Raw genomic sequence first — 16,673 nt, 5'->3', positions numbered from 1 at the left:
ATCCGGCGTCACTGGTGCACGTGCGCCCGCTGCCCCTCGCGATCGAAGATCATGATCAGCTCCGCCGGGCCGTCCATCGCACGGATGGCGTGCGGGGTCATGGTCGAGAACTCGGCCGCCTCTCCACGCGCGACCTCGATGCGCCGCTCCCCCAGGAAGAGCAGCACGCGTCCTTCGAGCACGAGGAACCAGTCGAAGCCCGGGTGCACCCGCTGCGCCGGCGGATCGGCCTCCGGCTCGGGTTCGAGTCGCATCTTCATGGCGAGCGTGCGGCCGTCTCCGCGGCTCAGCGGCCAGGTCGTGCGGGTGCCGGAGCGGTGCTGCGCCGGGCGGATGACGACATCGCCGTCGTCGTCGGCGGCGAAGAGCGCGTCGAGGCTCACCTGCAGGGCGTTCGCGAGCGGCACGAGCACGTCGATGCTGAGAGCGCGCTTGCCCGTCTCGATGCGGCTGATCGTCGAGGCGCTGAGCTGCGTGAGCTCGGCGATCTCGTCGAGCGAGTAGCCCAGGGTGGTGCGGATGCTGCGGAGTCGGCTGCGCGCTGCGCGCTCGACGTCGTCGGTCTGCATGCCTCCAGCATCCCAGCACCTTGCGAATTGTGCAAACACCATCCCGTTATCAGCACGTCAGATCTACGCTCGAAGGCATGAGCCACGATCACGCCACCCCCTCCTCACTCGCCCGCCACTGCGACGTCGCCGTCATCGGCGGCTCGGCCGCGGGTCTCGCCGGTGCGCTGCAGCTCGTCCGGCAGCGGCGCTCGGTGATCGTCGTCGACGACGGCAGCCCGCGCAACGCCCCGGCCGCCCACATGCACGGCTACCTCGGGCGGGAGGGCGCCGCGCCCGCCGACCTCCGAGCAGTCGGCCGTGAGGAGGTCCGCGCGTACGGCGGCGAGGTGCTGGACGGCCGAGTCACCGCCGTGCGCCGCGAGGAGAACGGGTTCCGCGTCGAGCTGACCGGGGGCCACGCGCTGATCGCCCGGCGGGTGCTCGTGGCCACGGGACTCGTCGACGAGCTGCCGCCCATCGACGGCCTGCGCGAGCGCTGGGGTCGCGAAGTCATCCACTGCCCCTTCTGCCACGGCTGGGAGGTGCGGGATCAGCGGGTCGTGCAGATCGTCACCGCCGCGAGGGGTCTGCATCCCACCCCCCTCATGCGCCACCTGTGCGCGGAGCTCACGGTCGTGCTGCACGGAGAGCCGGGGGTGGATGCCGAGGCGCTCGGCGCTCTGCGCGCATCCGGCGTGCCCGTGCTCGAGGGCTCCGTCGAACGGGTGATCGATCACGAGGGGGCACTGCTCGTCGAACTGGCGGACGGCACCGCGCTGCCCGCCGACGCGATCCTCACCGGCTCCCGAGTGCATCCGCGTCTGGAGGCGCTCGCGCCGCTCGAACTCGAGGTGGCACCGCATCCGGCCGGGGTCGGCGAGGTGCTCGTCGTCGACCCCACCGGCCGCACCAGTGTCGACGGCGTCTTCGCCGCGGGCAACGTGAGCGACGGCGGCGCCCAGGTGCTCCCGGCCGCGGCGAACGGCAGCATGATCGGCGCGCAGATCGCCTTCAGCCTCGCCGGCGAAGACCTCGCCGCCGGTACCCGTCCATCGGGTGCGCAGACCGAATGGGATGCGCGCTACGGGAATCGCGAGCCGATCTGGAGCGGCGATCCGAACGGCTCGCTGGTGGTCGAGGTGGAGGGCATGACGCCCGGTCGCGTGCTCGATGTGGGCGCGGGCGAGGGCGGCGATGCGCTCTGGCTCGCCGAGCGCGGATGGACGGTGACGGCCGTCGACGTCTCGGCCAACGCGCTCGCCCGCCTGCAGGCGGCGGCGGAGCAGCGCGGCGTCGAGGTGCGCACGCTGGTGCGCGACGCGAATGCCCCCGCACCGTACGGCGCCGAGCGGTATGACCTCGTGTCGCTGCAGTACGGCTCGTTCCCGCGGACGCCCGAGCAGCGCGGACTGGACAGTCTGCTGGGCGCTGTCGCGGTGGGCGGGACGCTGCTGGCGGTCGGTCACGAGCCGAGCTGGACGCGCGAGACGATCGACGTCGCCACGCAGACCCGCATGTACGACCCGGCGGCCTTCGTCGGCGTCGACGAGATCGCGGCGGCGCTCGCGGCGGACCCTGCGTGGCGGATCGAGCTGCATGAGACGCGACCCCGGCCAGCCGGAGCCGCGAGCGGTCATCACGTGCACGACGTCGTCCTCCGCGCGGTACGCGTGGCGGAGGACATCGCGAGCTAGACCACGCGCCCGCGTTCCAACCGGACGACGCGGTCGGCGGCAGCGACCGCGTCGTCGTGGTGCGTGACGGTGCACACGGCGGCGCCGCGCGCGGCCTCCTCGTGGAGGATCACCTGCATGCGCGCCGTGCTCTCGCGGTCGAGACCGGCGGCCGCCTCGTCGAGCAGCAGGATGCCGGGCGCGCGCACGATGCCCTGCGCGAGGAAGACCCGCTGCCGCTGTCCGCCCGACAGCTCGGCCAGCGGACGGTCGGCCGACTCGCTCATCCCGACCCGCTCCAGTGCGCGCGCGACCAGGCGGCGGGCGGCGACGCGGGAAATCCGGGCACCGCGGTTCCACGTGCCCATGCGCACCACGTCGGCGGCCGTGAGAGGCAGGGAATCCGGCACCCGGGGCCGCTGCACGACGAGTGCGAGATCGCCGTCGCGACGCACGGCGCCGCGGCGGGGCCGGCTCACCCCGGCGAGGATCTCGATCAGCGTCGACTTGCCGGAGCCGTTGTGGCCCGCGAGCGCGACGACCTCCCCCGCACGCACGTCGAGATCCACCGACTGCAGCACGTCGTCGTCGGAGTAGCCGAAGCAGATGCCGCGAGCGGACAGGGCGGGAGATGTCGTCATATCGCGAATCTATCAAATTGAGAATGATTCTCACTTTCATGTAAGGTCGCTTCTCGTGCCCTCCCTTCTCGAACCATTCGCCGTCGAGTTCTTCGTGCGCGCCCTGTGCGGCGGAGTGCTCGTCGCCGTCATCTGCGGCGTCGTGGGCACGTGGGTCGTGATCCGTGGCATGGCGTTCCTCGGCGAGGCCATCGGCCACGGGATGCTCCCCGGCGTCGCTCTCGCCACCGTGCTCGGCGCGCCCGTGCTGCTCGGCGCCGCGCTGAGCGCTGCGGCGATGAGCGCGGCGATCGGCCTGCTCCAGCGCCGCGGCCGGCTCTCGTACGACACGAGCATCGGCCTGCTGTTCGTCGCGATGCTTTCGCTCGGCGTGATCATCGTCTCCCACTCGCGAAGCTTCGCCACCGACGCCACCGCCCTGCTGTTCGGCGACATCCTCGCCATCCGCCCCGACGACATCGCCGTGCTGGCGGTCGCGGTGGTCTTCACGGTCGGCGTCTCCGTCACGTTCCACCGGTCGTTCGTGGCCACCGCCTTCGACGCGCGCATCGCCCGCACCCTCGGACTCCGCCCGCAGCTGGCGCACGTGGTGCTCGTCGCCCTCGTGACGGTGGCCGTCGTCGCGTCGTACCAGGCGGTCGGCACGCTCCTCGTCGTGGGTCTGCTTCTCGCCCCCACCGTCGCCGCCCGCGCATGGACCACACGCATCCCTACGACGATGGTCGCAGCGACCGCCTTCGGCGCCGCGGCCGTGACGCTCGGCCTGCTCGTGTCGTGGCACGTCGCCACGGCCGCCGGTCCGTCGATCGCCGCCGCGGCCGTGTTGCTCGCGGCCGCCTCGGCGACCACGCGCTCCGTGCTCACCCGCGCCGCCCGGCGGCACCACCCCGCCGGCGGCGCCACCGACTCGCGTGACCCCGACTCCCCCGCGCCAGTCCCCGTCGCGCTCCCCGAAAGGAACCGATGACCTCCCGTCGCCTCCTGCTCCTCCCCGCAGCCCTGACCATCGCCGCGCTGGCGGGGTGCAGCCCCGCGCCGGGCGTCGCGCCCGCGGCTACCTCGACGACCGGCGACGGCCACGGCGCGATCGCCGGTGCCGAAGAGGTCGCCGAACCGCCGCTCGGACTGCTGTCGATCGACGCCGGAGGCAACGCCGCGGTACTCGACCTGCTCAGCGATGAGGCCATCGACCTCGGCGTCACCGCTGCGCCGACGGGCCTCGCGAGCGACGGGCGCTACGCATTCGTCACCACCGACGACGGCCTGGAGGTCATCGACTCCGGCCGGTGGAGCTGGGACCACGGCGACCACTTCCATTACTACCTCGCGGAGCCGGCGCTGCTCGGCACGGTACCCGGCGACGGCGCCGCCACGGTCGTCTCCGGTGCGCTGTCGACCGCCGGGACCACAGGGGTGTTCTTCGACGGCTCGGGAGAAGCCGTGCTGCTCGACAACACCGCGCTCTCCGACGGAGAGATCGATGAGGTGTTCCGCGTCAAGACCGGGGCGGATGCCGGACTCGTCGCCCCGGTCGGCGACGGCGCGCTCGTGACCGACGGCGATGCGCTCGTCTACCACGACCGCGACGGCGAGCCGGCCGGTGCTCCCGTGGAGTGCGTCGATCCGGCCGGCGCGATCACGACCCGCGTGGGACTCGTGATCGGATGCGCCGACGGCGCCGTGCTCGCGACCTGGCAGGACGGCGAGCTCGCCACCGAGCGCATCCCGTATCCGGCGGGCGCATCCGACCGCGCCCTGACGTTCGACGGGCGCAAGGGTCGCCCGACCGTCGCCGCCGTGGCCGGGAGCACCGGATTCTGGCTGCTCGACACCCGCGAGCGCAGCTGGACCCTGGTCCCGACCGAGCGCCCGCTCGCCCGGGCGGTGGCCGTGGACGACGCCGAGGGCCACGTCGTCGCGATCGACGTCGACGGCCGGATCGTCGTCCACCTCGCCGAGGGCGGCGGGCTCGTCGGCGCCACGGGCCCCCTGCTCGCCGACGGCGGCAGCGTCTCGTCGCTCGTCGTCGACGAGCAGCGTGCCTACGTCGGCGACCCGGCGGCGGGCGTCGTGCACGAGATCGACTACGCCGACGGCGCCCGCATCGCACGGTCGCTCGCGACCCCGACGGCGCCCACATTCGTCACGGAGGTCGGGCGATGAGGATGCTGCGCACGACCGCCCTGCTCGCCGCGACCGCCCTGATCGGCGTCAGCGTGACCGGCTGCGCCGATGCCGCGGGCTCGGATCGACCGCAGATCGTCGTCACGACGAACATCCTCGGCGACGTCGTCGAGAACGTCGTCGGCGATGCCGCGGAGGTCACCACGCTCATGAAGCCGAACGCCGATCCGCACTCGTTCGAGATCTCCGCGCAGGAGGCTGCGCGGATGGACGGCGCGGACCTCCTCGTCACGAACGGCCTCGGGCTCGAGGAGGGTCTGCAGCAGCACATCGATCGCACGGCATCCGCCGGCGTGCCGACGCTCGTCGCCGGCGACGTGATCGACGTGCTCCCGTACACCGCGGAGGATGCCGGCGGCGCCGACGATCCGCACTTCTGGACCGACCCGGCGCGCGTGGTCGACGTGGTCGACGCTCTGGAGAGCGCGCTGCTCGGCATCGACGGGATCGACGCCGAGCAGATCCGCGCCCGGGCCGACGACTACCGTGGCGAGCTCGCCGACCTCGACGAGGAGATGGCCGCGGCCTTCGCCGAGATCCCCGCGGATCGCCGGGCGCTCGTGACGAATCACCACGTCTTCGGGTACCTCGCCGATCGGTTCGACTTCCGGCTGGTCGGCGCCGTCATCCCCGGCGGCACGACGCTCGCCGCCCCGAGCGCGGCCGACCTGCGCGATCTCACCGACGCGATCGACGAGGCGGGCGTGCGCACGATCTTCGCCGAGTCGTCGCAGCCCGACCGACTGATCCAGGTGCTGGCCTCCGAGGCGGGCATCCAGGTCGACGTCGTCGAGCTGTTCACCGAGTCCCTCACCGAACCGGGCGAGGGCGCCGACACCTACCTGACGATGATGCGCGCCAACACCGAGCGCATCGCCAACGGACTGAATCCATGACAGGACCCCGACCGGGGCCCGACACGAGAGGAAACACCATGAAGCGACACATGAGGATGAGTGCCGCGATCGCGGCGCTGGCGGGCGTCTCGCTGCTCGCCACCGCCTGCGCGAGCGGTGCGGGGAGCTCCGCGCCCACCGACGAGGAATCGCCGGCCGCCGCGACCGAGACCGGGCGCGTCGCGATCTCGTACCCCGGCGGCGTCGCCGTGCTCGACCCCGAGACGCTCGAGGTCGTCGACGAGTTCGAGACCGAGGAGTTCACACGTCTGAATCCCTTCGGCGACGGCCGCACCATCGCCGTCACCACATCCGAGGGCTTCCAGATGCTCGACACGGCCGAGCCCGCCCTCACCGACGCGCTGTTCGAGGCCACGACGGCCGGACACGTCGTCATCCACGGCGAGAACACGGTGCTGTTCGACGACGGCACCGGCCGCACCACGATCGTCCCGACCGACGGGTTCGCGGAGGAGGGCTACGACGCACTGCCGGAGGCCACGACCTACACCGCGGACGCCGCGCACCACGGCGTCTCGATCGTGCTCGAGGACGGCACGCTCGTCACGACCGTGGGCGACGAGACCTCGCGCACCGGCGCCATGGCCCTGCACGCGCACGACGACCACTGGGACGAAGCCGCGGCGAGCGCCGAGTGCCCCGGCATCCACGGCGAGGGGACCGCGGCCGACGAGGCCGTGATCTTCGGGTGCGAGAACGGCGCGCTGCTGTTCAAGGACGAGACGTTCACGAAGCTCACCGCACCCGACACGTACGGCCGCATGGGCAACGCCTTCGTCTCGGAGACCAGCCCGATCGTCGTCGGCGACTACAAGCGCGACCCCGACGCCGAGGGCTACCTGCTGAGCGCCGTGACGCTGATCGACACTGGCGCCGAGACGCTCGAGGTCGTCGACCTGCCGGCCGAGGTGCGGTACACGTTCCGTGACATCGCCCGTGGTCCCGGCGACCTCGCGTACATCCTCTCGACCGACGGTCAGATCCACGTCCTCGACCCCGAGACCGGTGAGCTGACCGAGTCGTACCCGGTCATCGACCCGTGGGAGGGTCCGGCCGACTGGCAGGACGCGCACCCGGCGATCAAGGTCGACGGCGACATCGCGTACGTGACCGAGCCCGCATCGAACAGCGTGCACGCCGTGGACCTCACCACCGGCGAGGTCATCGCCTCGGTCGAGCTGGAGCACACGCCGAACGAGCTGGCCGTCGCGATCGGTTGAGCGACCGCATCCGCGGACGAAGCGGGCAGGGCATCCTCAGGGACGCCCTGCCCGCTTCGTGCTGGCGCGGCGGCGATGTCTCAGTCGTCGTCGCCGATTCGCGCGGTGTCGACGTCGACCACGCCGTCCTCGTTCATGTCGGTGTGGCGGGCCGCCCTGGCATCCCATCGCAGCAGTGCCGCGGCGAGCGCCGCCGCGATCACGGTGCCCAGGAGCACCGCGATCTTCGCCCCGTCGGTGTGCTCGGTGTCGGGGAAGGAGAGCTCGGCGATCAGCAGCGAGACGGTGAATCCGATGCCGGTGAGCAGGCCGACCGGCAACAGGTCGCGGATGCCGATCGCGTCGGGCAGACGCAGGGGCGTGAAGCGGGTGACGAGCGCCGTGACCCCGAGCACGCCGACGACCTTGCCGATCACGAGACCGGCGACGATCGCGAACACGACCGGCTGCAGGAAGACGGATGCCGCGCCGCCGCCCACGAGCGTGACGCCGGCGGCGAAGAACGCGAAGATCGGCAGGGCGACGCCCGAGGAGAACGGGCGGATCGCATCGTCGAAGCGGTGCGTCCGCGACTCGGTCTCACCGTGCACGCGCAGTGCCGGCACCGTGAGGCCGAGCAGCACGCCCGCGATCGTGGCGTGCACGCCGGACTCGTGCATGAAGACCCACGCGGCGAGGGCGACCGGAGCGAGGAGCCACCAGCGGGTCGTGCGCATCCGGGTCAGCAGGGCGAACACCGCGACGCAGGCGAGCGAGATCAGCAACGAGAGCAGGTTGATGTCGCCCGTGTAGAACACGGCGATCACGACGATCGCGAGCAGGTCGTCGACGACGGCGAGGGTGAGCAGGAAGGTCCGCAGCGCACGGGGCAGACCGCGGCCGAAGATCGCCAGCACGGCGAGGGCGAAGGCGATGTCGGTCGCGGTCGGAATCGCCCAGCCGTGCGCGGCGGTGCGGTCACCGGCGAACGACACGATCGCGATGAAGATGAGAGCGGGCATCACCATGCCGCCCACCGCGGCGAGCACGGGCACGGCGGCGGTCTTGACGTTGCGGAGGCTGCCCGCGACGATCTCGTGCTTGAGCTCGACGCCGACCACGAAGAAGAACACCGCGAGCAGCCCGTCGGCGGCCCACGTCGCGAGGCTGAGGTCGAGGTGCAGCGCCGCCGGGCCGATCGTGATCTGCGAGAGCGCCTGATAGCCTTCACGCCACGGCGAGTTCGCCCACAGCAGCGCGACGGCGGCGGCCACCATCAGAATGACGCCGCTGGTCGTCTCGGCGGTCACCCACCGACGGGTCCGCGCTCGGGCGTTCGAGATGCGGGTCAGTCCACGCACGAAGGTCTCCTCTGGTCGATCTCCGTCGTCCAGGGTCGGCGACGGATCCGTCGACCAGGCTTCCCGACACTCCGCTTCCCATTCTACCGGTCCGAGCAGGAGGCCTCGGGAGCCGTGTGCGTCGCAGGACCGCGCACGCCGAGGCGCGTACACGAGCGGGCTCGGTCACCCCCGCTCACGCCGCAGCGTTCGCCCGGCATCCTCTTCGAGCATCCTCACCCCGAGGAGCTCTCCGAGCTCCGGGCCGTACCTCTCGAGCGCGGCGCGGTGCGCGTCAGCCGACGCGTCGAGCACCGGAGTGGGCGCATTGGCGACCCTGCCCATGGCGGCGACGGCGTCGAGCTCGTCGACGACGCGGTCGAGTCCGAACGTCGTGAGGTAGTCGCCGTCCAGGAGGCGTTCGGCGTGGTCATCGAGGAAGCGGCTGCCGCCTGCGCTGTCACGCAGGAGCCGATGGAGGTCCGACGGCTGCATCCCCAGCCCCTGGCCGATGAGCAACGCCTCCGCCGCCGCCAGGGCGTGGGCGAACCACAGACCGTTCGCGAGCAGCTTCACGATCTGCGCGTCCTCGGGGCGCGACCCCGCCCGCCGCAGTCCGTCCGGGCGCGACAGCGGTCGCAGAACGGGCAGCGCCCGTTCGACCGCGGACTCCGCGCCGCCGAGATAGAAGATGAGGGCTGCCCGCTCGGCCTCGGCGACGGAACCGCCCATCGGAGCCGACACGACGTCGATACCGCGCTCGTGCGCCTGCGCGGCGAGATGTCGGGTGACCGTGGGATCACCCGACGTGAGGTCTACCCAGAGTCCTTCGCGGCGGAGCTCCGGAAAAGCCGAGCGCATGACCTCCCGCAACTCCGCCGGACCCGGGAGGACGGTCACCAGGACGTCGCTCGCGGCGGCCAGGTCCCCGGCCGAACCGAAGCTCCGTAGTCCGGGCACCGACGCACCGCGGGTGGGATCGATGTCGAAGCCGCCGACCGCGAATTCCGCCGTCAACGCCCGCGCGATCGGCGCGCCCATGCGTCCGAGGCCGATGACGCCGATGATGGGCGGGGATCCTGTGGGTGGGGCTTCATCCATTCCCGCAGGGTCTCATACGACCGGCCGTCGGCCCAGACCGACGAGATGAGAGATGCGGATGCGCGTCCGTCAAGGGGCTCCGGCGCCAGGTGCCCGAGGATCTACCGTTCCCGCATGGTCATCGAACTGAATCGCCCCGCCCTGAAGCACGCGCGCTCCCTCGTGCGAGACGGGAAGGTCGTGAGAGACGAACGCGACGACTGGTCCGAGGCGGCACCCAGCGCCGACGACGAGAACCGGTTCATCGAGGAACACGGATGGACGGAGTTCTCGCACTGGCACCTCGGCGTCGACAGGGACGAGGAAGCCGAGACGAAGAAGGCGTACACCTTCCCGTTCGGCGACTTCCGGTCGGTGCGTCGCTCGGGCGTGATCTCGGCCGAGAGCCGCGCCGGACAGTACGACCACACCGAGATCAGAGACGAGCTGCGCAAGCTGCTCGAGCTCATCGACTCGACGGAGGAATGACGATCGGCGGGTTCTCGCACCCATCGGACGAGACGACCCGCGGCTGCTCCCCCGTCGGCTACTAGGCTTCCCCCGTGGATATCGGGCAGGCAGTCGCACGAGGAACCACGGCAGCAGTGATTCTCTTCGTTGCTCTGGTCTCCGTCGCGGGATGCGCCGCGCTCACCGCGCCCGGCTATCCTGGCACGCCGACCGCGTCGGGCCAGCCTCTGGTCGTGGACGCACCGGCGGGCTCGGAGGTCCGTGCGTGGGCTGACGGGGACCTCCTGGTCGTCACGACAATCGGGTCCGGCTCCTGCCCCCGCGTCCCCGTCATCGAGAAGGTCGATGAGGATGAACAGCGTCTGTCGGTCAGCACGAGCGTCCCGAACGCCCAGGGTGCGTGCACTGCCGACAGCTCTCCTCGGACTTTCGAGTTGGACGCGGGCCGGGATCTTACGGGTTTCACCGTGAGGGTCAGCGAGAAGTGATCAGATACGGGCAGCTGCCGTCCAGGCCGCGCTCGGCCGTCCTCTGACGCCGATCGATAAGCTCGTCCGCGTGACAGATCTTCCCCCACCACGCCGGCGTCGGGCTCTCGGGTGCGGCATCGCGGCCACGGTCGTGGCGCTCGTCGGCATCCTTCCCACCGCGATCGTTTTCGTTCTCGCCGGGACCGGCGATCCGAACTACGGCTGGCTGCTGTTCGTCACACTGCCGATCGCCGTGCTCTTCGGACCTGTCGCCCTCGTCCTCGGCATCATCGGGATCGTGTTCGCCCGAATCGATCGCGGTGGGTACGCGTGGCCGATCGTCGGAGTCGTGCTCGGCGTGGTGCAGCTGTTGCCCGCGGCCGCCTTCCTGGGCTGACTGTCGCCTTCCGAGGCACGGACGAGCCGTGCTCGAACGACGCATTCCCCGACCCCTGCCTGAAGGAGAGAGTTGCTGTGCGCAAGAACCCGCCCGCGAACAGACTGGTCCTCGTGATCGCGGCCGTGCTGGCCGCCTTCTTCGTCTGGGGAGCGCTCCTGCGCCCGCTCATCGACGGTGAGTCCCCCGTCGCGACCGTGCTCGTGTTCGTCGCGGGAGTGGCGATCGCAGGCCTGATCCTCTGGATCGTGCTGGGCCGGATTCAGCGGCTGCAACGCGACCAGAGGCGGGCTCTTCACGAAAGTGAGCCGCAGGCGCGCGTGTTCGGCTCCTACGCACTCAACGGCGTCGCGACGTTCCTTTCACGCGCGATCCCCCAGCTCGGGCTCGGCACCGCACCGCGGGGGCTGCTGACGTCGAGCCCCTCGGGTGTGATCGACCACTCCGGGTTCCGCCTGATTCGCGGCGGCGCACGGCTTCTCACCGCCTACAGCGTGCCCCGCGATCGGATCGCGGGAGTCGCGAAAGGCGGCATCCAGGAGGGCGCCTTCCTCTACCCGACCCTCGTCATCGTCGTGTCGCATGGCGCGGAACAGGTCGCGATACCGGTGCCCGTCACGCGCGACGGCGCACCTCTTCGTCGCGAGACTCCGGACGGCATCGACCGCCTGGTGTCGGATGCTGCGCGGATCTGGGCCGTTCCGATTCTCGGGGACGCTGACTGAGCGCCTCGATCGCCTTCCTCGCCCCCCAAGCCGCGCCCGCGCTCATCGGACGCTGCGGATCAGGAGGACCGAGGATCCGCCGAGCACTCCTAAGACGATCGCCGCGATGAACAGCGCCGCGTCGTTCTCGCCGCTCCCGCCGATCGCGAGCAGCGGGATGGCCAGTACGGGCACGAGCACCTGGGGCACCGGGAAAGACCGGATCGGGGGCGAGCGCGGCGATCGATGATGAAGAACAGCAGGTAGGCCGAGACGGTCAGGATCGACATCGTGACGATCAACCGGCACATTCACGCCCAGAAGAAGTCGCGGTACTTCACCGGGTTGAGCCGATAGGTGGAAAGCACGAACCACGAATCTCGGGCGACTTCTCCGCGTGATTCCGCGGTTCTCCCGGCAATGCTGAAGATGTTTCGCATCTCGTGTTGACACGCGCATTCGCTCTCTGTACCGTTTAGTTCACACTGAACCGCTCGGTACAGAGAACACTGAAAACGAGGAGTCATCATGTCCCGTCCGCCCCTTCCCCCGTTCACCGAAGAGACCGCGATCCAGAAGGTCCGCGCCGCCGAAGACGGCTGGAACACCCGCGACCCGGAGCGCATCGCTCTCGCCTACAGCGAGGACAGCTGGTGGCGGAACCGCTCCACATTCGTGCAGGGCCGCTCCGCGATCATCGAGTTCCTCGCCGGCAAGTGGGACCGCGAGCTGGACTACCGGCTCATCAAGGAGCTGTGGGCCTACACTGGCGATGTGATCGCGGTGCGCTTCGCCTACGAGTACCGCAACGCCGAGGGTCAGTGGTTCCGCGCCTACGGCAACGAGAACTGGCACTTCGACAAGGAAGGACTCATGACGCACCGTCACGCGAGCATCAACGACGTCGAGATCGACGAGTCTGACCGCAAGTTCTTCTGGGACAACTCCGGTCCCCGTCCCGCCGACCACCCCGGCCTGAGCGAGCTCGGTCTCTGATGGCCAGAACCGTCCTCGACCGGTCCGACGCGGTCCTCGCCCTCGCCGGCGTGTTCCGCAAGCGAGGCTTCGAGGGTGGTTCCCTGTCCGTCATCCAGCAGGAGACCGGCATCGGCCGCGGCAGTCTCTACCACTTCTTCCCCGCGGGGAAGACCGACATGGCCCGAGCCGTCCTCGCCCAGGTCAACGACTGGTTCGAAGAGAAGATCTTCGAACCTCTCCGCACCGCGACCAATCCCCGGCAGGCGATCGAGAACATGTCGCGAGAGGTCGCTGATTACTTCATCTCCCGGGAGCGCGTGTGCCTGTTCGCCGCGATCACGTTGGGAGAGGAGCAGGAGACTTTCGCCAAGGCGGTCAAGGCCTACTTCACCGACTGGGTCGAAGCCCTTACCGGAGTCCTCAAGATCGCCGGACTCTCGCCACAAGAGGCCGCGGACCTCGCACTGGACACAGTCGCGACCATCCAAGGGGGCCTGATCCTGGCCCGCGCCTACGACGACGACGCGACCCTCATCGGAGTCGTCGACCGCACCAAGATGCGACTGCTCACCCTCGTTCACTGAGCAGACACCTCACGGAAACTGGCGATTTCAACACTCGCCGACTCCACCTCATCCCATCCGCGTACTCATCTATATGCACAAGGGCGCGTGAACGCCCACTCGCGTTCGTTCGCCCCACGCTCCGTCGACACAGCTCGACGATCCTGAAAGGAAAATTCAATGTCATACATCACCACCGAAGACGCAACCGAGATCTTCTATAAGGACTTCGGCCCCCGTGATGCCCAGCCGATCATGTTCCACCACGGTTGGCCGCTGTCGTCCGACGACTGGGACGCCCAGATCCTCTACTTCCTGTCCAAGGGCTTCCGCGTCATCGCCAGCGACCGCCGCGGGCACGGACGCTCCTCCGACATCGGCACCGGCCACGATATGGACCACTACGCCAGCGACGTCAACGCCGTCGTCGAACACCTCGACCTGAAGAACGTCATCCACGTCGGCCACTCCACCGGCGGTGGCCAGGTCGCTCGCTACGTCGCGAAGTACGGCCAGCCCCAGGGGCGCGTCGCCAAGGCCGTCCTCGTCGCCGCCGTGCCCCCGCTCATGGTCCAGACCGACGAGCACCCCGCTGGCGTCCCGATCGCCGTCTTCGACGGCTTCCGCGAAGCCCTCGCCGCCAACCGCGCCGAGTTCTTCACCGCGGTCGCATCGGGCCCGTTCTATGGCTTCAACCGCGACGGCGTCGCAATCTCTCAGCCCGTCGTCGACAACTGGGTCCGTCAGGGCATGACCGGCAGCGCACTGGCGCACTACGAGGGCATCAAGGCGTTCTCCGAGACCGACCAGACCGCAGACCTCAAGGCCATCACCGTTCCCGTGCTCGTTCTGCAGGGAGACGATGACCAGGTCGTCCCCTACAAGGAGGCCGCGCTCAAGCAGGCCGAGCTGCTGTCCAACTCGACCCTGAAGGTCTACGAAGGCCTCTCGCACGGCATGCTGACCACCGATGCCGAGACCATCAACGCCGACATCCTCGCGTTCATCCAGCAGGCCTGACGCTCCACCCGCTATACACCTTGAGGGCCGCTAACAGCACGATTGTGAGCGGCCCTCAGCCGTACGCGCCGAAGCGCAAGTCTTTGAAGCCAGCTAGTGGCCTACCCGCGGAGACCCCTCGAGGATCCGGCTCACAGTGTGTTACCGAGGCATCCGGCCCGATCCGATGTTCGTCGATCCACGGCAACGGCTTCCACCCGTCGTACCACTCGCGCATCTCGTCGGCACCGAACGCGTCTCGAAGATCTCGCGTCTGATGGCGCCGCACAGTCTCGTTGAAGCCGATGTCGAACTGGTAGATCGCTGTCGCGCCCTTGTGGTCATGCCAGAGACGCTCGAGCAGATCGCTGTAGTCGCGGACGGGTTCGAGGGTCGATTCGCCGGCGACTACCTCGCCGGCGTCAACGCCAGTGACCACCGCCCGGCGGCATCCTGCAAGGACCTGATGAAGATCCTTGGAGGTGTACGCATCGACCCCGAGTTCCTCGCAGCGGCGAAGGCACTCGTCGCCGAGTACGAGGTCGCCGGCACGCATAGCTGACGACCCGCCCACTGAAGAGCCGCCCCGCGCATCAACGTCGGGGCGGCTCTTCGCGTACTCGAGAGGAGCCGCCCTATGAGCGAGTCCAAGACGTCGCAGTCCAAGACCGCTCGCGTGTGAGCGTCTCAGACCAACTCGACAGGCCGCGCCGTCGCACTCGTCGCCGCCGGCTCCGGCGTCACGTACAGACCTGACGGCGCACTCGCGGCGAAGGACAGATCGTCGATCCACGCTCGGTTCACTTTCGGCGCCCGGCTTCCGAAGTACTTGAACACGATGTTCGAGCCGGCATGCACCCAGACGGTCGTGCGGCCGCCGCCGATGCTGCGTCTTCCTCCAGGAGAACGCGAACGGCTCTCCGCGCCGGAGCTTTGCCGTGATGACCAGCTGGACGTGCGTGAGGGCCCGGTCTTCGATGTCGACCTTCGGTCCGCCCTCGTAGATGAACTTGCCCATGATGGGCCTCGTCTCTCCTCTATCTCCACGGGAACCCGTGCCAAGAGGCGCAATCCGTCCGAGTCGCTGGTGGGGATGTCTCCACGCTCTCACGGAACGCAGTGCGGTGCCATCCCCACTTTCGTATGGGGTCACAGAAACATCGAGCTATCCGCCCTCTGGCGCGTAGCGCAGCTCGACGAGCTGTGAGTTCGGCACCGTGCGGGCGCTCACCAGGTCGAGCCCGATGCGCGGCCCGCTGTACAGCGGAGACCCGGACCCCATGAGCGCGGCACCCACGAGAACGATGAGCTCATCGACGAGCCCAGCGACCATCAGCGGGTTCCATGCCGTGGCGCTCCCGAACATCAAGATGTCCCCACCGTCACCGGCTTTCAGCGTGCGGATCTCGTCGATCGCATCGTCTCGCGCGACGACTCGCGTTGTCTCGGCCCAGGGTTTCATCTGAGGCGATCGTCATCGAGTCACTGATGACGATCGCTTCCATCGCCAGTACCGCCTACGCGATCTCACGGTCTCGGTCACTCTGCGCCGAGTCGGCGGCGACGGCGGACCAGGAGCGCCAGTTGTCGGGGAACCACGTGCTGCCGTACACCAGCGTCGCGGCGTTCCGCAGCAGAGAGAGGTTGTGGGTGTTGAACGCGTCCTCGAACGGCATCTGACTGAGGTCCTTCGCAGGCCCCTCAAACATGCCATCGACAGACGTGAGTACCGAAACGACCAACCTGCGCATGACGGTATTCCACCTGAGCACCACACGCCACGCAAGACCCTGCGGTCATGCGTTCGCTCGCCGTGCTGCTCAGACGACGAGCGGGCGACTCACCGTGGCGCCGTTGTCGATGATCGAGCGGAGACCTTCAAGTACGGACTCTGGCTACGGCGCAGAGCAGGAATGAGCGAGGTCCTGGCAGTCCTGGCAGTACACCTCGCAGGTTCCGATCACCTCATGCCGCATTCGAGATGACGTGCAGTGCCTCGCTACTTTGCGATGGTGCAGGCCCTCGCGATCCCGCTCGGCGACCGGTCAGACGCCGCTCACCTACTCAGCCGCATCTCACTTCAACGTCTGGCCCATTACCGACGATAAGAACACTTATCCGGACTATTAGCGTGGTCGGGGAGCCATGAGCGTGAGCATACGGGTTCCAGGCGCGCACCTAACAACGAAGACCGCACCGCAGCCGCTTCAAAGGGAGGAGGGACCCTCGAGGTGACGGAGGGAGTTCGGCCCCAGATCGCACCCGGTTCGGAGAGGTCCTCGCGGCGCTCGCTCGAAATCTGCACCACCAATGCACCACGCCCCACCCCGGATACGGAAGAACCCCCGATTTCTCGGGGGTTTCCATGGCGGTGACGGTGGTGTCTGGTTTCAGGACATCGTGAACGGGTGTCTCGGGACATCGTGAACAGTTCATCTGGTGTCGCGGGGATGTCTCAGGACATCGTGAACGGTGGCCAAGTACGAGATCCTGATCAAAGCCGTGA

At 69.1% G+C, this 16,673-nt stretch carries 19 protein-coding genes and 1 pseudogene; 11 read left to right on the top strand and 9 right to left on the bottom strand.

Annotation, left to right across the window (positions count from 1 at the left end):
* Window positions 1-8 precede the first annotated feature (8 nt).
* Window positions 9-569 carry a helix-turn-helix transcriptional regulator gene (locus tag M3195_RS08365; protein ID WP_251586518.1) on the bottom strand — a complete coding sequence of 187 codons (561 nt, stop codon included), beginning with the start codon at window positions 567-569 and terminating at the stop codon, window positions 9-11.
* Window positions 570-646: 77 nt separating this feature from the next.
* On the opposite strand from M3195_RS08365, the gene M3195_RS08360 reads away from it, so the two are divergent.
* Window positions 647-2,245 carry an FAD-dependent oxidoreductase gene (locus M3195_RS08360; RefSeq protein WP_251586516.1) on the top strand — a complete coding sequence of 533 codons (1,599 nt, stop codon included), beginning with the start codon at window positions 647-649 and terminating at the stop codon, window positions 2,243-2,245.
* On the opposite strand, the gene M3195_RS08355 is transcribed toward M3195_RS08360, so the two are convergent.
* Window positions 2,242-2,865, bottom strand: a complete 624-nt coding sequence (locus tag M3195_RS08355; protein WP_251586514.1) for a metal ABC transporter ATP-binding protein — start codon at window positions 2,863-2,865, stop codon at window positions 2,242-2,244. The genes M3195_RS08360 and M3195_RS08355 overlap by 4 nt on opposite strands.
* 55 nt (window positions 2,866-2,920) lie before the next feature.
* Between M3195_RS08355 and aztB the strand changes: the two genes are divergently transcribed.
* The 4 genes from aztB to aztD are packed head-to-tail and all read left to right on the top strand — an operon-like array spanning window position 2,921 to window position 7,186.
* Window positions 2,921-3,832 carry a zinc ABC transporter permease AztB gene (aztB, locus tag M3195_RS08350; protein WP_251586512.1) on the top strand — a complete coding sequence of 304 codons (912 nt, stop codon included), beginning with the start codon at window positions 2,921-2,923 and terminating at the stop codon, window positions 3,830-3,832.
* Complete coding sequence (locus M3195_RS08345) at window positions 3,829-5,028, top strand: ABC transporter (RefSeq protein ID WP_251586510.1); 1,200 nt, start codon at window positions 3,829-3,831, stop codon at window positions 5,026-5,028. The genes aztB and M3195_RS08345 overlap by 4 nt, the downstream gene beginning before the upstream one ends.
* Window positions 5,025-5,945 (top strand): zinc ABC transporter substrate-binding protein AztC, encoded by a 921-nt coding sequence (aztC, locus tag M3195_RS08340; RefSeq protein ID WP_251586508.1) that lies wholly within the window; start codon window positions 5,025-5,027, stop codon window positions 5,943-5,945. The genes M3195_RS08345 and aztC overlap by 4 nt, the downstream gene beginning before the upstream one ends.
* 38 nt (window positions 5,946-5,983) lie before the next feature.
* Window positions 5,984-7,186, top strand: a complete 1,203-nt coding sequence (gene aztD, locus M3195_RS08335) for a zinc metallochaperone AztD (protein ID WP_251586505.1) — start codon at window positions 5,984-5,986, stop codon at window positions 7,184-7,186.
* A gap of 80 nt (window positions 7,187-7,266) precedes the next feature.
* Here the strand turns inward: aztD and nhaA are convergent, their stop codons facing one another.
* Both nhaA and M3195_RS08325 read right to left on the bottom strand, forming a co-directional pair.
* Entirely contained in the window at window positions 7,267-8,526 is a 1,260-nt protein-coding gene (nhaA, locus tag M3195_RS08330; protein ID WP_251586503.1) for a Na+/H+ antiporter NhaA, read from the bottom strand.
* Between the two features lie 165 nt (window positions 8,527-8,691).
* The gene (locus M3195_RS08325; RefSeq protein WP_251586501.1) at window positions 8,692-9,606 is read right to left on the bottom strand and encodes an NAD(P)-dependent oxidoreductase; all 915 of its coding nucleotides are present in this window, start codon (window positions 9,604-9,606) and stop codon (window positions 8,692-8,694) included.
* 114 nt (window positions 9,607-9,720) lie between these two features.
* Between M3195_RS08325 and M3195_RS08320 the strand changes: the two genes are divergently transcribed.
* The 3 genes from M3195_RS08320 (at window position 9,721) to M3195_RS08310 (ending at window position 11,648) form a co-directional block, all read left to right on the top strand.
* Entirely contained in the window at window positions 9,721-10,074 is a 354-nt protein-coding gene (locus tag M3195_RS08320; protein WP_251586499.1) for a hypothetical protein, read from the top strand.
* Between the two features lie 540 nt (window positions 10,075-10,614).
* Complete coding sequence (locus tag M3195_RS08315) at window positions 10,615-10,923, top strand: hypothetical protein (protein ID WP_251586497.1); 309 nt, start codon at window positions 10,615-10,617, stop codon at window positions 10,921-10,923.
* A gap of 77 nt (window positions 10,924-11,000) precedes the next feature.
* Complete coding sequence (locus M3195_RS08310) at window positions 11,001-11,648, top strand: hypothetical protein (RefSeq protein WP_251586495.1); 648 nt, start codon at window positions 11,001-11,003, stop codon at window positions 11,646-11,648.
* 42 nt (window positions 11,649-11,690) lie between these two features.
* Here M3195_RS08310 and M3195_RS08305 read toward each other — a convergent pair whose 3' ends face one another.
* Window positions 11,691-11,837 (bottom strand): hypothetical protein, encoded by a 147-nt coding sequence (locus M3195_RS08305; protein WP_251586494.1) that lies wholly within the window; start codon window positions 11,835-11,837, stop codon window positions 11,691-11,693.
* Window positions 11,838-12,155: 318 nt separating this feature from the next.
* Here M3195_RS08305 and M3195_RS08300 point away from each other — a divergent pair, with 318 nt between their 5' ends.
* The 3 genes from M3195_RS08300 to M3195_RS08290 all read left to right on the top strand — a co-directional run bounded on the left by M3195_RS08300 (window position 12,156) and on the right by M3195_RS08290 (window position 14,188).
* Window positions 12,156-12,623: a nuclear transport factor 2 family protein gene (locus tag M3195_RS08300; protein WP_251586492.1), complete on the top strand. Its 468-nt coding sequence runs from the start codon at window positions 12,156-12,158 to the stop codon at window positions 12,621-12,623.
* On the top strand, window positions 12,623-13,189 hold the full coding sequence (locus M3195_RS08295; RefSeq protein ID WP_251586490.1) for a TetR/AcrR family transcriptional regulator: 567 nt from the start codon (window positions 12,623-12,625) through the stop codon (window positions 13,187-13,189). Before M3195_RS08300 ends, M3195_RS08295 begins: the two co-directional genes overlap by 1 nt.
* 159 nt (window positions 13,190-13,348) lie before the next feature.
* Window positions 13,349-14,188 carry an alpha/beta fold hydrolase gene (locus tag M3195_RS08290; RefSeq protein ID WP_251586488.1) on the top strand — a complete coding sequence of 280 codons (840 nt, stop codon included), beginning with the start codon at window positions 13,349-13,351 and terminating at the stop codon, window positions 14,186-14,188.
* Between the two features lie 55 nt (window positions 14,189-14,243).
* Here M3195_RS08290 and M3195_RS17200 read toward each other — a convergent pair whose 3' ends face one another.
* From M3195_RS17200 to M3195_RS08270, 4 genes and pseudogenes are all read right to left on the bottom strand, one after another.
* On the bottom strand, window positions 14,244-14,723 hold the full coding sequence (locus M3195_RS17200; RefSeq protein ID WP_251586486.1) for a hypothetical protein: 480 nt from the start codon (window positions 14,721-14,723) through the stop codon (window positions 14,244-14,246).
* A gap of 131 nt (window positions 14,724-14,854) precedes the next feature.
* A pseudogene (locus M3195_RS17195) lies at window positions 14,855-15,185 on the bottom strand (DUF7882 family protein).
* A gap of 147 nt (window positions 15,186-15,332) precedes the next feature.
* Window positions 15,333-15,629, bottom strand: a complete 297-nt coding sequence (locus M3195_RS08275) for a dihydrofolate reductase family protein (protein WP_251586484.1) — start codon at window positions 15,627-15,629, stop codon at window positions 15,333-15,335.
* 55 nt (window positions 15,630-15,684) lie between these two features.
* On the bottom strand, window positions 15,685-15,843 hold the full coding sequence (locus M3195_RS08270; protein ID WP_251586482.1) for a hypothetical protein: 159 nt from the start codon (window positions 15,841-15,843) through the stop codon (window positions 15,685-15,687).
* Window positions 15,844-16,673 lie beyond the last annotated feature (830 nt).

Origin of the sequence: Microbacterium hydrocarbonoxydans (assembly GCF_023715885.1) — a bacterium.
In the GTDB taxonomy this organism is placed as follows: Bacteria; Actinomycetota; Actinomycetes; order Actinomycetales; family Microbacteriaceae; genus Microbacterium; species Microbacterium hydrocarbonoxydans_C.
The sequence above is the reverse complement of the archived record's forward strand: the minus strand, read 5'-3'. Positions and strand labels throughout refer to the sequence as shown.